Origin of the sequence: Acinetobacter sp. AKBS16 (assembly GCF_002899995.1) — a bacterium.
In the GTDB taxonomy this organism is placed as follows: Bacteria; Pseudomonadota; Gammaproteobacteria; order Pseudomonadales; family Moraxellaceae; genus Acinetobacter; species Acinetobacter baumannii.
In genome coordinates this window covers 46,970-61,446 of the sequence record NZ_POYH01000047.1, presented here as the reverse complement: position 1 = coordinate 61,446, position 14,477 = coordinate 46,970, and the positions used below count along the sequence as shown (strand labels likewise).

The window sequence follows — 14,477 nt, the reverse complement described above, 5'->3', positions numbered from 1 at the left end:
TTGTAGCGATGCAAGTCATTTAAAGAAACAAATTGAATTTTCAGGGAAAAGTATGTCAGTAACTATAGACAATCATTATGTTCCTCAATGGCATCAAAAATGCTTTACTGAAACATATGAAAATAAATTATGTTTTCAGAAAATTAAAGTTATTAAATTACCTAATCAAACTGAAAAAAAGATTGAATCAAGAAAGTGGTGTACGCCAGCGCAACGCTTTTATGAAAAGCATCTTTATTCTATTTTTTTTGGTACTCAACCAAGTGATGAAATTGAGAAGAAGCTTTTTGGGCCTATAGATGAATATGGTTCTAAAGCTATAAAAGCATTTCTTACAAATGATGAATCATTGTGGCATGAAAATTTTATAGCATTATTTAGATATTTAGATGCTCAGAAACTTCGAACGCCTAAAGGGCTTGATTGGATTAAAAGTAAATTTTCAAATTTAAATCAAAGCCAGTTAATGACAGAGATGCAAGCATTGAATGATATACATACTACAATTTGGACTGAAGGGGTTAGAGAATTTGTATCCGCTGAGCACTCACAAGTTAAATTTATACTCTCTGATCATCCTATAACAATTTATAATTATGCTTTATCACCAACGCATAAAGATTGTATATACCCAAATGATCCTGATATATCATTAAAGGGTTCACAAACTATATTTCCTCTTAGTAAAGATCGTTGTTTAATACTAACAAACTTAGAGTATGCAAAAGATCCAGATGGTACAGACCCTCTTGAGCAAAGGACTAATGCAACCAGAATTAGAGAGAGTTTAGTTAGTACAATAAATTTTATTAATACTCGTAAATTAACTGATGAAGAAGTCACAAAAATTAATTATATAATTAAATCTTGTGCAAAAGACACTATTGCTGCTGGTAGTGAAGCTTGGTTATCACCCGAAGAAAAAATACAATGTAAATGGGAAGACTTAAGATATGTTTTACTTCCACCCGCTAATAAGGTTTATGGCTTCGATACCCAAATATATGCACAATATAGTAATGGTCATGTACATTATCAAGATGCATTAGGCAGGACTGTGCAACAAACAGATTTTTTGAAAAAAAATATTGCTGAGAAAGATATAAAAATTAATCAACTTTGTGGGTGCGGTAGTGGAAAAAAATACAAAAAATGTTGTGAATCGATAAAAGTTGAATTTAGAACTTCTTGGAAAGAGTTAAGTATAAGGGAAAGGAACCTTGCTTTCTTTCATTGTATAGCAGATGTTCTAGGATTGGAGAATGGAAAATCTTGGCTAGATATTAGGTATGATCTTACAGAGACTCAAATAAAAAGTATTTATAGTTTTTATAAAGTATTATGGCCAAGAGAGACAGATATTTATTCACTCTTACCTAAGCGTGATGGTAAGTTTAGAGGCCTATATACAGGCTTTTTAGATGTAAGAGTTATTGATAATTTTGCTTTGCCAATGGCATCAATATTTGATGAATATTTGATACAAAGCCCAATTATGAATCCCAATAATGTTAAATCTGAGTTCAATCCAATTACATCAAGTAGTAATTATAAGTATCAAGCTCTAAAAGATTTTTTATTTATAATTAAAATGGCACCTTATATTGAACAAGGTTTAGTAAATCTTATACCAGATCCAGGAGATTTTGATCTCAATTTAATGAAAGCAATGTTCAGTATGGCGGGGGATAGAAAGTTATCTTTGAAAAATCCTAGTACAAAAGATGCTATTCTTAATCTTGAATTAGTTATAAATGATACTCTTAATTCTATAGCCTTGGCACCGTTACATATTAAAGTTCAGGCTTTAAGCGAATTGGGATTAAAAGGTCAAAATGCTTATCAAATTATAGAAAAATTTGAAAAAAATATCGCGCATTCACCTTTTGCACTTTTACAAAATAATTCTGAGAGAAGAGGACAATTTTTTCAATATTGTATGGGACCTAATTATGAAATGTCTTTATTCATTGCTCAAATAACAGGATCAGTTTTAGTTACAGATAGCAATTCAAGATGGAGGGAGTTTGAAAAAGCGCAGCACAGCGAAGGAAATGTTATTAAATACCCTTGGGATGATGTTTTAAAAAATTTAAAAAATATACCTTTAGACTATCATATTGTTGAAAATTTTAGGAAATCTCAAAAAAGTATTGATCGTGTTACTAGAGGGCTTCTAAAATCTATAGATAAACTAATTTTAGAAAAAAACTGTGATAACAGTATTTTAAATAAAATAAATATGAAAGTGGATTATCTTAATAATCAATTAAGATGGGCTAGTAAAAGTGAAATTAAATTAAGTTCATTAAATATTTTGAGTCCGCAAGGAGGTATATATGATTCGAATGTTCATCGGCTATTAGTACGTTCAAGTTGTACAACTTATGATAAACAAGTACGTTCAATATATGGTTTAAATCTGTGAAGTGGTAAAAGAATGAGTTGAACAACAGAGTAAATAGGTAAAATACAATATTTTTTAAATTATTAAGAGCTTAATAAATAATTATGAATGGCATTTTTTATAAAAATACATATACGAAAATACCCGGATGTATTGACACATTGCATGAAACTAATCCATTAGGATATGCATATGAATCAGATGATCATTTTATCCACCTTTATGGAAAAAATAGAGGGATAAATGTAATTTCTGTAGGTTTGACTGTTATTGAAAAAAAACAAGGAACACTAGAGGATTGGGTTGTACGAGTTTTTGGTGCAAAAGATATTAATCCCCTTAATTTATCTATTGGTCATAGTGTGAAGGGAGTTTGGAGACCAGCACTTTATTATGCAAATGATATTAATAATGCTTTAAAAATTGATACTTATCAACAGCGTTCTACTGAACAAGCGTTGCGAATACTGATTGAAAAATTAGATGATATTTTTCTGTATGTAGAACCTGATCAAAATGGCCTTTGTTCTTATGGTCATAAATCACGTGAACTATTAATTTTAGCGTGTACTGAAGTTGAAAATATGTGGACTTCAACATTGCAAGATGCACAAGTAATTCCATCTAATGGTCGAGTTTTTACAACAAATGACTATGTAAAACTTCTTCCTAAATTATTTCTAAGGGAATACCAAATTAGTTTTAAAAACTATAGCGTAAGAAAATTCCAACCTTTTATTAACTGGGATACTACAAGGCCAACTCAATCTTTGGCTTGGTATGATGCTTATAATAAAACTAAGCATGATCGTAATAATGCATTTTCTTATGCAACATTAGAAAATGTAATGGATGCAATTGCAGCCAATATTATCATGTTTTGTGTTAAATATAGCCCATATAGCCTATTTGAGAGTAATACCTCGTTGTCATCATTAATAAATCAACATTTCGAAATTAAATTAATTAATAGTGATCTATCTAGCTATTACATCCCAAAATTTCTTTTTCCATCTAATATAAGAAATGATTTATTTATTTTTGATCCTTATAGCTCAGGCTATGCGGTGCCTTGGAATGTACAAAACTTAATTATTTAATCAAATAGAATTTGTACACCAAGGTGTATACTAAATATTAATCTTTATTATAAAGTTATAATTATCAGTTGCTTATTTTTTGGTATTGGATATGCCTACTAAGATTTAAAGTAATATAAACTCGAATAGCATTATACGACTAAAAAAGCCTTGAACTATAATAATTTAGGGATTTTTATTGCTTTTTTATAAGCTAATAGAAAAGATATATTCTCAATGCGATATCTTTAATGAGTTAGATATTATTCTTCTAAAAAGATAGAAAAATTAGAGGGCTTTAGGTACATTGATAGCATTCAGCTAAACATTAGATTTAGTAATAAAGAGCCTCTAGGGATAAGGCCGTGGTTGTTGAGCAGATAAAATTGATTGGATATTCGTAAAATATGAATAAGGTTAAAAGCTATTTAGAAGATCAATTGTCTATATTGAAGTTTGATCTTGATTTTACAATGCAAGAATTTTATGAGTCAAAAGAAATCGTAGCTTTTCACTTGCCGTCAAAAATAATAGAAGCAGTCAAGGAAAACATTATTGAAGATGGCGTAAAAGACGAAGTTGAAATTAATAGTATTGGTCATAAATATCTATATAAAGCTTTTAAAAAGAAACATGATGAATCTACTGAATATTTTTACTATAGGATGATGGTTTCACTTGCTTTTTGTGAGTTTTATTTTGAACGAAATAATTTAATAGGAGTTATAAGGCATCTTAATTCTTTTCATTTTTTTAATGGTATAAATACATCAAAAAATGATATCAAAATACAAAAGCTCCAGCGGATTGATGATGGCCGAAAAAAGGGACAAATAGATAGTATTAAGGCCCAAAAAATAATTAAAGAATTACTGATTACAAGGGTCTGGGATAGTCGGGGGCAATTTTATCTTTATGCTCAAGAGGAAGTTGAAAAATACAAAGTTACTCGGTCATTGAAATCTATTGAAAAGGATTTTCACTTAGTTAAAAATCAAATTGAAAATTATAACCAATACTTTAAACACAAAGGCAAAAAATAAATAATCCCCCAAAGCTGCTTTGGAGATATTAAGCTGTGTTTCTATGTGAATAATTAGATACATCCCTGTTAAATTTGAAAGGATGTATCTAGATGTTGAATAAAATTAAACAACCCAGAAAAATTACTTCCGGCTCAGTAAAGTCACATCTTAAAACTTTGTTGAATTCATTATATTTAATTTTGAAAATCATTCGCCTTTTGCTAGAACTGATTAGCATTCTATTTCTTGGGCTTTAGAAGGCTGAATTACACGATTAGATGTATTAGTTAACTTATCTTCATATGAACTATTTAAATTTTGATTCGGAGAGTTAAGTCTAGATTAGCTCTCCGCAGTTAGATAGCCTCTTTTATAAACCCCTCTTAAACAATAACTTAATCATTATTTAGCCTTACTTTTTTAATGATCTAAATTAAAGCAAATGTCATTTTGTGTGCTTGACTGCAATAAATGTGAAGCTTATCCTTTGCCTGCTGGCCACATTGCCAGCCGGCTTTGACAGGCTGAATAATAACTCCCGCATCAGAGTCATTTCTTCTGAGGAATAGTCTTGTGTGGTAGCTACTCGTCCCTTTCCCGTAGCGGTAGGACGGGAGAGGGACACCTACGGGTGTGCTAGTTTGAGTTATTACTAGTCTGTCAACCTTCTTCCGTTCTGCCACCATAATTTTAATGCTTTGGCAGAACTCCCAATAAAAAGGAGTTGGCTTTGCACATCCATTATTTCTTGGCTCTCAATGCCAAAAGCTATAACGACACCACATAAACTTTAAAGCAGCTTGAGGGCTATTAGGCCTTTCAGGCTTTAAATCGTCACAACCAAAAACTTAGCAACAATAAAACTTGAGATGTGCCAAGCACAGTCTTTATAGGCTTTGCTGTGCCTTTTTTTCTCCCAAAAAAGTATCTCATTTACAAACAACAAGAATTTATAACGGTAAAACTATGCCAAATTTAATTCTCCCAACACGTGCCTTATATGTTGTAAGTAAAGCAATTGATCTGTTTCATCACCGTGGATTTCACCTTATTGGGGTCGACAGAATAGTGAGAGAATCAGAGATTACAAAAGCGACTTTTTATAATTATTTTCACTCTAAAGAACGACTCATTGAAATTTGCCTGATGGTGCAAAAAGAAAAGCTCCAAGAACAAGTACTCGCAATGGTTGAGTATGATTTAAGTACTCCCACAATAGATAAACTCAAAAAGCTTTATGATTTACATACCGATTTAGAAGGGCCGTATTATTTATTATTTAAAGCCGTTTTTGAAATTAAAAATAGCTATCCCAACGCTTATCAATCCGCAGTGCGCTATAGAACATGGCTAAAAAATGAGATTTATAGCCAACTTAGATTGCTTAAACCCGATGTCTCTTTTACCGATGCCAAACTATTTTTATATATGGTGGAGGGCACAATTATTCAGCTTTTAAGCTCTGGTGGGGTAAGCGAGCGGGAGAATGTGTTTGAATGTTTTTTAAGAGGACTAACTACATGCAAATGAAAAGATTAGGGTTGCGTCAGTAGCGGCTAAATACGAGTCATAAGAAAGGGGGCTGCATGCTGTATTTATCAAAAAATAACTTGTTTATTCAGCATGGCTCCTTTAAATAATGAAAGAGAAAAACAACAATGATCTCTATAGCTGTATGAGGGAGGACGTTATTTGAAGTTATTTATTGTGATATTTATTGCCATTTTTTCGAGTATTGGAATCATTTGCTTAATCGCATTACTTAGAAATTCAAAAAATTATTCACCATCAGGTGAGCATGATTATTCAGCTTCAACACATTCACCACACCACCATATTTACGATAACAGTCACCATAGTTCTCATTCATCAAATGATTGCTCATCATTTTCCGACTCAGGCGGATGTGATGGAGGCGGTAGCAGTGACTAAAAAGCCCTTTCATATAAAGGGCTTTTAAGCAGTTTAAGGTAAATCAAACCAGATAAATTGGCTGTCTTCATTTGCATGAATCACGGCATTATCTTCAAAGACCAGAGCATCACCCGCTTTCACTTCGTACTCACCAATACGGACTTCACCTGAAATTACATGAACGTAATTTACTCGTTTTGAAGTCTCAACTGGAAGTTCACGATCTTTTTCAAGTACAGCAGATTTTACCTCTGCATCTTGGCGAATATGCATTGGTGCATTTGCGTCAGGGCCTGCAATTAAATGCCATTCGTTCGGTTGATTACGTGGGTCCAAACTAATTTGCTGATAATTTGGCTCGGCTTCTTTTACATCGGGAATAATCCAGATTTGTAATAAGTGCACTGGTGTATCGGTGTTATTAATCTCACTATGAGCAACACCTGTACCGGCACTCATAAGTTGCCATTCACCTGCTTTAATCTGGCCTTCATTTCCCATGGTGTCACGGTGTGAAATTGCACCATCAAGCACACAGGTTAAAATTTCCATATTGTCATGCGAGTGAGTACCGAAACCGTTGTGGGCATCGATTCGGTCATCATTAATGACTCGAAGTGCACTTACCCCCATATATTTAGGGTTATACCAGCTACCAAACGAAAAGCTATGATAAGACTCTAACCAGCCTGCTTTAACATGACCACGATCTTCACTACGATGCAAATAAGCATTCATGACTCGATCTCCTCAATTATTATTTATCTCTTGAGGAATATGTTAAACCTGTGGGGTAAAGCTAAAAATAGAGTAGATGCAACATATTGTTGCATTTTTAAGATGATTAAGATTTTTATAAATATTCGTTTTAAATTTTAGATATAAAAAAAGCCTGTATAAAGCAGGCTTTTTAAAAAGACATTACATATAAATGCCTAGCTATAAGGCTTTAAAGGAAATTATAGATAGACATTGAGTTTGATTAAGCAGATAAAAACTCTGCATATTTAGAAATATCGACATTGCCACCACTAATAATAATGCCGATACGTTTGCCTTTTAACTCATGTTTTAAATTACGGGCAGCCGCAAATCCAAGACATCCTGTCGGTTCAACCACCATCTTCATTCTTTCAGCAAAGAACTTCATAGCGTTAATGAGTTCTTCGTCTGTGACCGTCAAAATATCATCAACTTTCTGTTGAATAATAGGAAAGGTCAATTTGCCTAAATATTGAGTTTGCGCGCCATCGGCAATGGTTGGTGGGGTATCAATATGAACAATTTCGCCTTTTTTAAAAGACATTTGCCCATCATTTCCTAGCGCAGGTTCAACGCCATATATTTTACAGTTCGGAGAAAGCTGGCGAGCAGACAGGGCAGAACCTGCCAACAAACCGCCACCACCTAAACATACAAACAGGTAATCTAAATCACCGACTTCTTCAAATAATTCTTTAGCAGCCGTACCTTGACCTGCAATCACATGCGGATGGTCATAAGACGGAATTAATGTTAGACCATTTTTTTCGGCAATCTCTTTTCCAATTTTTTCCCGATCTTCCGTGTAACGATCAAATTCAACAATATTGCCGCCGTATTCTCGCGTTGCTGCCATTTTTGCAGCAGGTGCATCTTTAGGCATGATAATGGTTGCAGGAATACCAAGAATTTTTGATGAAAGCGCAATGGCTTGTGCATGATTTCCCGAAGAAAAAGCAACTACACCTGCTTTCTTTTGAGTCTCATTAAATTGCAAAAGTGCATTCATGGCACCACGAAATTTGAAAGCGCCTACACGCTGAAAATTCTCACATTTAAAGAACACTTCTGCTTCAAATTCATTGTTCACCGTACGTGAAGTTAAAACAGGGGTTTTATTTATAAAATCTTTTATACGTTCAGCAGCGGCTGCGACATCTTCATAATTTGGAAGGGTTAAATTGTTCATAATTAAACCTGATTCTATTCAATGTTTTCGGATGCAAGATTTCGTATTGCCAAGGAAAGCACAATCTATTGACCTTGTTTAGATAAAATATATATATTTAGATAAAATGTCTAATTTATTTTTTAATTTGATAACAATGAGATATAAGATTTTGATTTACATTAAGTTTAAAATTAGATAAAAAGTCTAAATTACTGTTTGCATACTTCACTCTAGGGTTTGAAACAGTAATTAAGTCATTAGGAGAAATACATTGGGCAATCGTGATAAACATTTACTCACTCAACTTGATACTATCGCGAAAGGGTTAAGTGAAACACTAGCGCCATTTTGTGAAGTGGTTGTCCATGACTTAACCAATCCTGAGCATGCCATACTTTCAATACACAATAATTTGTCTGGCCGAAAAGTTGGAGATCCGGCAACTGAGTTGGGGCTGGCAAGAATTATGTCTCCGGAGTTTCCAAACCTTATTACAAACTATGCTAACCAGTTTGCAGATGGCCGCCCTGCAAAAAGCACCTCGATCGGCATTAAAGATGAAGAGGGCCAGTACGTAGCCGCTTTATGTATGAATATTGATTTAACCTTATTTAGAGGGATGCAAAGCGCTTTAGAGCATTTCACTAAAATTGAAAATGACAGCATTATTGAAAATTTGGAACCGAATGGCACGGAAGCAATTCGAAGATATATCGATCAATTTGCTTCAAAACATGCCACTACACCGCGTATGCTAAAACTCAATGAGAGAAAGCAATTAATACAAGAACTCAAGAATAATGGCTTACTAGAAATTAAAAAGGCGGTGGAAACGGTTGCCCAACATTTAGGTATATCCAGAGCCAGTGCCTATTTGTATGTAAAAGAAACTTAATTTGCCAAATCGAGGTCATCATATTCGTTCAAGGTCTTACCTTGTTGAATATGCTCCTGATAATGTTGAGCACGCAGCTTGTCTAACTCTGAACTTGATACGCCATCTCTCCAATAGCCAGCAATACGCACGTCATTTTTATTTAACTGTTGGTCTTCTAGAAAAAATTGACGTAAGGCTCTTGCTTCGTTGCGTTCGCAAGCCGCCCAAATCGTAATATTTTCATAATTTTCTAGCGCAAATGCTGCCTTTAAAAGAAGGCCTTTCTGTGACGTGTGATGTTCTTGGTAGAAAGAATGAATTTTGACATGCTCAAGTTCGGGTAATTGGCTAGCAATGTCTTTTTCAAAACTTTCAATGAAAATATCCGCACTTATGCCGAGTTCCCATTGCTTGAGTATTGAATATAACGCTGGTACAGCCGTATCGTCGGCAAACATGACCACATGCTTTTTGGCTGTGAAGTTGGGAATGAAATGGGGGCGTGGGCCAATAAGCCCGATTTTTGTACCCACTTGAGCCGAATTAAGCCATTCCATTGCTGGGCTTAAATCTTCATGTTTAACAAAATCAATTTCGATTTGAGCATTTACAGGGTTAAATGAACGGACCGTATAGACGCGTGAAATGGGTTGTCCCTCTGGCGGATTGCTCACAATTAACCGAATTGCCAAATTGGGAGCTTGCCAAAGCTCTGGTTGTAATGTGTTGATTTTTCCTTGAATTCTTACAATAGAAGGATACGGCGTCTGGATCGAGACAATAGTCATCTCAAGTTGTTCCATATCTTGTAAATGGTCTTTTTCTTTTAATAAGTCGCCATATTCTTGTTTCGATTTTTCTGCAATTTTTGTCATATATATAACCCAAGCTTAATGATTACTATAGAGCGCGATAATTGATATAGATGTAATCTCTCTATGAGCTACGATAACCAAGTTAGCTCTTAATGTAAATAATAATCATTATTAATTGTGAGTTTTAGACGATAGAATTAGTTCTCTAAGCAATTAAATCGAATAGCAAAAATTATTTTATTATTTTGATATTTATCATTTTTTATTAATGTCTTTTAAAAGAGAGAAATTGATATTTCTCTTAATAGCAATTGTAAATGATTATCATTTATATTATTGTGCTGGGGTATCTATTATTCAAACAAACAGCGATGAAAACGACATTTTTATAACTTTGTTTTGAATATTAGGTTGGGTGGTATTGCATAAAGAATAGGGTGAGGACCAAGATAAATGCTAAAAGATTTGAGTCAAAATTTAGGGCAAATGAATGATAAAAATAACAATGTAGAAAATTTTTTAAAGCAAATTTATGAAAATATTTTTGATAAAAATTCCAATCGAACAGCACTCATTTTTGAAGACCGTAGCATTAGTTATGCTGAGGTAGGGACTCAGGTCGTCATTATGTATGCGCTAAAAATGCAAGACTTGGCAACAGGGTCGGTGGTGGCAATTTGCCTGAGAAAAAGTCCTGAGCATATTTATACCGCTTTGGCATGTGCGCTCACTGGCATCATTTGGCTACCTGTAGATATGGACTCACCGCCGTCGAGACTGAACTATTTATTGACGAATAGTCGGGCAGATGTTGTGGTGAGTGACTCATCCATTGTTGGTGTTCAAAACCTAAATATTAACGAAATTTTATCGGCTACAACTGAGTATGAACCGAGCTTTAATGCCGAAATTAACCGACGTCCGGCATATTATTTATATACTTCGGGAAGTACAGGAACTCCGAAATGTGTGGTCTTAAATAATCAAGCCACAGAAAACACGCTACAACAGACGATCTCGGAATGGAAAATTACTGCGGACGATGTAATTATGGCGGTAACACCGTTTCATCATGATATGTCGGTATTTGATGTATTTGCTGCAATGGCAGTGGGTGCAACTTTGGTGGTTCCATCTTTTGAGCAAAGTAAAAATGCTGTTGTCTGGGCCAATTTAGTAGATCGTTACAAGGTTACGCTTTGGAGCAGTGTGCCTGCCATTGTCGATATGCTGTTCAGTGTAGCTCAAAAAGAACAACTACAGTCTTTACGTTTAATTGCCCAAGGCGGCGATTATATCAAGCCTTCCCTTATAGCGAAGTTAAGACAACAATTGCCTAACGCTCGTTTATTTTCATTAGGTGGGCCTACCGAGACCACAATTTGGAGTATATGGCATGAAATAAATGAGCAGGATCAGGAAATTATTCCGTATGGAAAAGCTTTAGAAAATAACCGTTATTTTATTTTGGATGAAAATCTAAAGCCTTGCCAAATGGGCGAGGTCGGTACGATGTATATGGCCGGCCTGAATTTATCTAATGGTTATTTAATTGATGGGGAAATTAATTATAAAGATTTCGTTGATATTCAAGTGAGCGAAAATGAAACTCAAACTGCTTTTCGCATGAGTGACCAAGGATATTTTAGGGAAGATGGAAATATTATTTTTGCGGGACGTGAGGAAGGTTATTTAAAAATAAAAGGTGTGAGAATCTCTGCGGCCGAGGTTGAAAATGCTTTGACGAAGAACCCGTATATCCATAACTGTGTGGTGATCAGTTGTGTACATCCAACGACTGAAACTCAAGAGTTAGTCGCCGTTTACACCCTAGAAAATAAATATAAAACTACTCGCCTAAATAGCCCCGAATTAAAGAACTTCTTAAAAATACATTTGCCGAGTTCACATATTCCTTCGAAATATTTAGGCATCGAAACCATACCTTTGACCCGAAATGGAAAAATTGATCGTAAAGCTGTGCAAGAAATCGCTCAGAGTAAAATTTACGTATCTTCTACGTTCTCTGCAAACTCCTCTAAAACACTGTCATCGGTCGCTAAGGTGGGAGATTCGGTGTTATCGGTTTTCCGTGAATGCATAGCTGACAGCCAAGCTGAAAGAATGGATATTTTTTATAGAAGTGAAATATTAGCGATAGGAATTCGTCCGAAACAACTCATGAGTATTGCTCAGAAACTTTCTCAAAAGCTCAATACAGAAATTGATTTTTATACACTCATTAGCTGCAAAACAATTCAGGATGTGGTGAATAAAGTAGAGCAACAAATAAAATAGAAAAATTGAAATGTGCTTAAAAGCAGAGTTGAGTTGTTTGCTTTTAAGCACATGGTTGGTTTTAGGGCAACTAGATTTGAGCTAAGGTTGCCTTAATTTTTTCACAGATGCTTTCCACTGTTGCAGTCGGGAAGCGATGGGCTTGATACGTAATGATCATGCTTAACTGATGTTGTCCATCAATCACATTTTCCATAATTTCAAAATGTAAGCCAAACATCGATTCATCACGTTCCGGCAAAATCTGACGATAAGGAAGGTCTTGTCCCTGAGGTGTTTTGAGCGCGCCGTTTAAAGCATTATTTGAATGGATATGAATAAACACATCAAATAACAGTCCTTCATCGGCACTCATCCCTAACGCATTTTGTATATGGTTGATTGGAATATCTGCATAGGCCATCGAGGTATTAATCATTGTGCTGATATTGTGGAGCAACGATTGGAATGAATCTGAAGGGCTAAACTGTGTGCGATGCGCCACCATGGTCGTAAAGTAACCCACCGTATCAAAGAACTCAGGATCAGTTCGTCCAGATGCAGAAGTACCAATTACAATATCTTTTAAATTACCCTGTTGCTGTAATGCATGGGCGATAGCAGTATAGAGAACCGTGAAAATAGAAGAGCTGTGTTGTCTCGAAAATGCGAGAAGCTTGTCATGCATTTCTGGTGCAAATTTAAGTTCGATCCATTGGACTGGAGGTTTTTCCTTTTCAGCATTTAATTCATGTTCCGAAACAGGAAGGCTTAGACCTTTGGTTGCTCCTCTTAACAGGTTAGTCCAATAATTTAAATGGTCTTGGTTGATACCTTGTTTTTGCTGGAGTAAAGAAAAATCAAGAATAGATTGGGCAGGTGCCTTCCAGTTTGGAACTTGAGCATTTGAGCGAGCAAGATAAGCATGCGCAAGGTCAGCCATAATCGTATTTAAAGACCATTCATCAATCACCATGTGGTGAACTAAAAACGATAGAGTTTGGCGACCTTTGGCATTTCGAATTAAACGAATTCTTAAGGGAAGTTCACGGGTTAAATCAAATTTATATGAAGCTTCACTTGCAAGCGTTGCATCTTGACTTTCGGCACTGTTCCAAAACCATTTGAATTGTTGAAGTTCAGACGTAGGAACAACCTGCTGATAGGTTTGACCATTGGCGCTATTAAAAATTGTGCGTAAACCTGCATGGCGCTCAACAATATCTGTAAACGCTTGAAAGAAAACATCTTCATTAATTTCTTCAAGGAATTCTACGGCAAATGGTAAGTTATAAATTGGGCTAAAATCGAACGCAGAATAAGCTTGCCACAGGAAATCTTGAGCTAAAGTAAGCGGGGCTTGATCTACACTTTGTAAGGTGGTTTTTTCGGTTTTTGCAGATTTAACGAAAGCGTATTGAGCTAAGTCAGCCGCAGATGGAGATTTAAAGAAATCATTAAATTGAATCTCAATTCCATGTTTATTAAGTAGGTTTCCAATAATTCGTGTTGCTAATAGTGAATGGCCGCCAAAATCAAAAAAGTCATCATGTTGACTCATTTCTGGTTCAGCGAGTGTATTTCGAAACTCTTCTAAAATAATTTCTGATACATAGTTTTGGTTAGATTGTGCTGACGCTTTTGTAGAACTTACATCTAGTTGATTTGATATATCAATTTCTGTCAGCACCAATGGCATATTATGTGGTGAATATTGTTGATATCGATTTTGTATGGCCTGAATGAAATCTGACTTTTGATAGCTTTCATCGAGAATCAGGTGGAGCGCTAAAATAAGAAAATAGTCTTGTTCAGTTTCTACGAGACTTGTAAAAAAAGGGGGATGAAATTCTGCATTCCATGCTTGCGCTTTTAAGGTATTTACCTGCTCAAATACGTGTTCTGCATTGCTCTTTTTTACTTCTAGGCAAGCTGAATGATCATCAAATGGATATTTGTATAAATCACCTTCGTCACTAAATGTATAGCGGACATTTAAGTCAGGTGTAGTTTTAATGATATCTTGAATTGCTTTAATGAGCAGTTGAATGTCTAAATCTTGATTAAGTTTCCACAGATTAAAACGTCGGTTAACTTGTTCAGGCTGCTGTAATTGCAACATCCAGATATGTTCTTCGTAATCAGTAACT

At 34.9% G+C, this 14,477-nt stretch carries 10 protein-coding genes; 6 read left to right on the top strand and 4 right to left on the bottom strand.

The features are described 5' to 3' along the window. Positions 1-52 precede the first annotated feature (52 nt). The 4 genes from C1642_RS07915 (at position 53) to C1642_RS07895 (ending at position 6,041) form a co-directional block, all read left to right on the top strand. Positions 53-2,428 (top strand): DUF4238 domain-containing protein, encoded by a 2,376-nt coding sequence (locus tag C1642_RS07915; protein WP_103236170.1) that lies wholly within the window; start codon positions 53-55, stop codon positions 2,426-2,428. Between the two features lie 83 nt (positions 2,429-2,511). Beyond that, on the top strand, positions 2,512-3,507 hold the full coding sequence (locus tag C1642_RS07910; protein ID WP_103236169.1) for a hypothetical protein: 996 nt from the start codon (positions 2,512-2,514) through the stop codon (positions 3,505-3,507). A gap of 386 nt (positions 3,508-3,893) precedes the next feature. Further along, positions 3,894-4,529: a hypothetical protein gene (locus C1642_RS07905; RefSeq protein ID WP_103236168.1), complete on the top strand. Its 636-nt coding sequence runs from the start codon at positions 3,894-3,896 to the stop codon at positions 4,527-4,529. A 948-nt stretch (positions 4,530-5,477) separates the two neighbouring features. Next, entirely contained in the window at positions 5,478-6,041 is a 564-nt protein-coding gene (locus tag C1642_RS07895) for a TetR/AcrR family transcriptional regulator (RefSeq protein WP_213064265.1), read from the top strand. A 435-nt stretch (positions 6,042-6,476) separates the two neighbouring features. Here the strand turns inward: C1642_RS07895 and C1642_RS07890 are convergent, their stop codons facing one another. Continuing rightward, positions 6,477-7,163, bottom strand: a complete 687-nt coding sequence (locus tag C1642_RS07890; protein ID WP_000995331.1) for a pirin family protein — start codon at positions 7,161-7,163, stop codon at positions 6,477-6,479. Positions 7,164-7,407: 244 nt separating this feature from the next. Next, the gene (locus tag C1642_RS07885; protein ID WP_103236166.1) at positions 7,408-8,376 is read right to left on the bottom strand and encodes a threo-3-hydroxy-L-aspartate ammonia-lyase; all 969 of its coding nucleotides are present in this window, start codon (positions 8,374-8,376) and stop codon (positions 7,408-7,410) included. A 253-nt stretch (positions 8,377-8,629) separates the two neighbouring features. Here C1642_RS07885 and C1642_RS07880 point away from each other — a divergent pair, with 253 nt between their 5' ends. Next, positions 8,630-9,253, top strand: a complete 624-nt coding sequence (locus C1642_RS07880) for a helix-turn-helix transcriptional regulator (protein ID WP_000528170.1) — start codon at positions 8,630-8,632, stop codon at positions 9,251-9,253. On the opposite strand, the gene bauF is transcribed toward C1642_RS07880, so the two are convergent. Next, positions 9,250-10,110, bottom strand: a complete 861-nt coding sequence (gene bauF / locus C1642_RS07875) for an acinetobactin utilization protein BauF (RefSeq protein ID WP_103236165.1) — start codon at positions 10,108-10,110, stop codon at positions 9,250-9,252. The two genes, C1642_RS07880 and bauF, sit on opposite strands and share 4 nt — an antisense overlap. 393 nt (positions 10,111-10,503) lie before the next feature. On the opposite strand from bauF, the gene basA reads away from it, so the two are divergent. Further along, positions 10,504-12,348: an acinetobactin non-ribosomal peptide synthetase subunit BasA gene (gene basA / locus C1642_RS07870; protein ID WP_103236164.1), complete on the top strand. Its 1,845-nt coding sequence runs from the start codon at positions 10,504-10,506 to the stop codon at positions 12,346-12,348. A gap of 70 nt (positions 12,349-12,418) precedes the next feature. Here basA and basB read toward each other — a convergent pair whose 3' ends face one another. After that, positions 12,419-14,449 (bottom strand): acinetobactin non-ribosomal peptide synthetase subunit BasB, encoded by a 2,031-nt coding sequence (gene basB / locus C1642_RS07865; RefSeq protein WP_103236192.1) that lies wholly within the window; start codon positions 14,447-14,449, stop codon positions 12,419-12,421. Positions 14,450-14,477 lie beyond the last annotated feature (28 nt).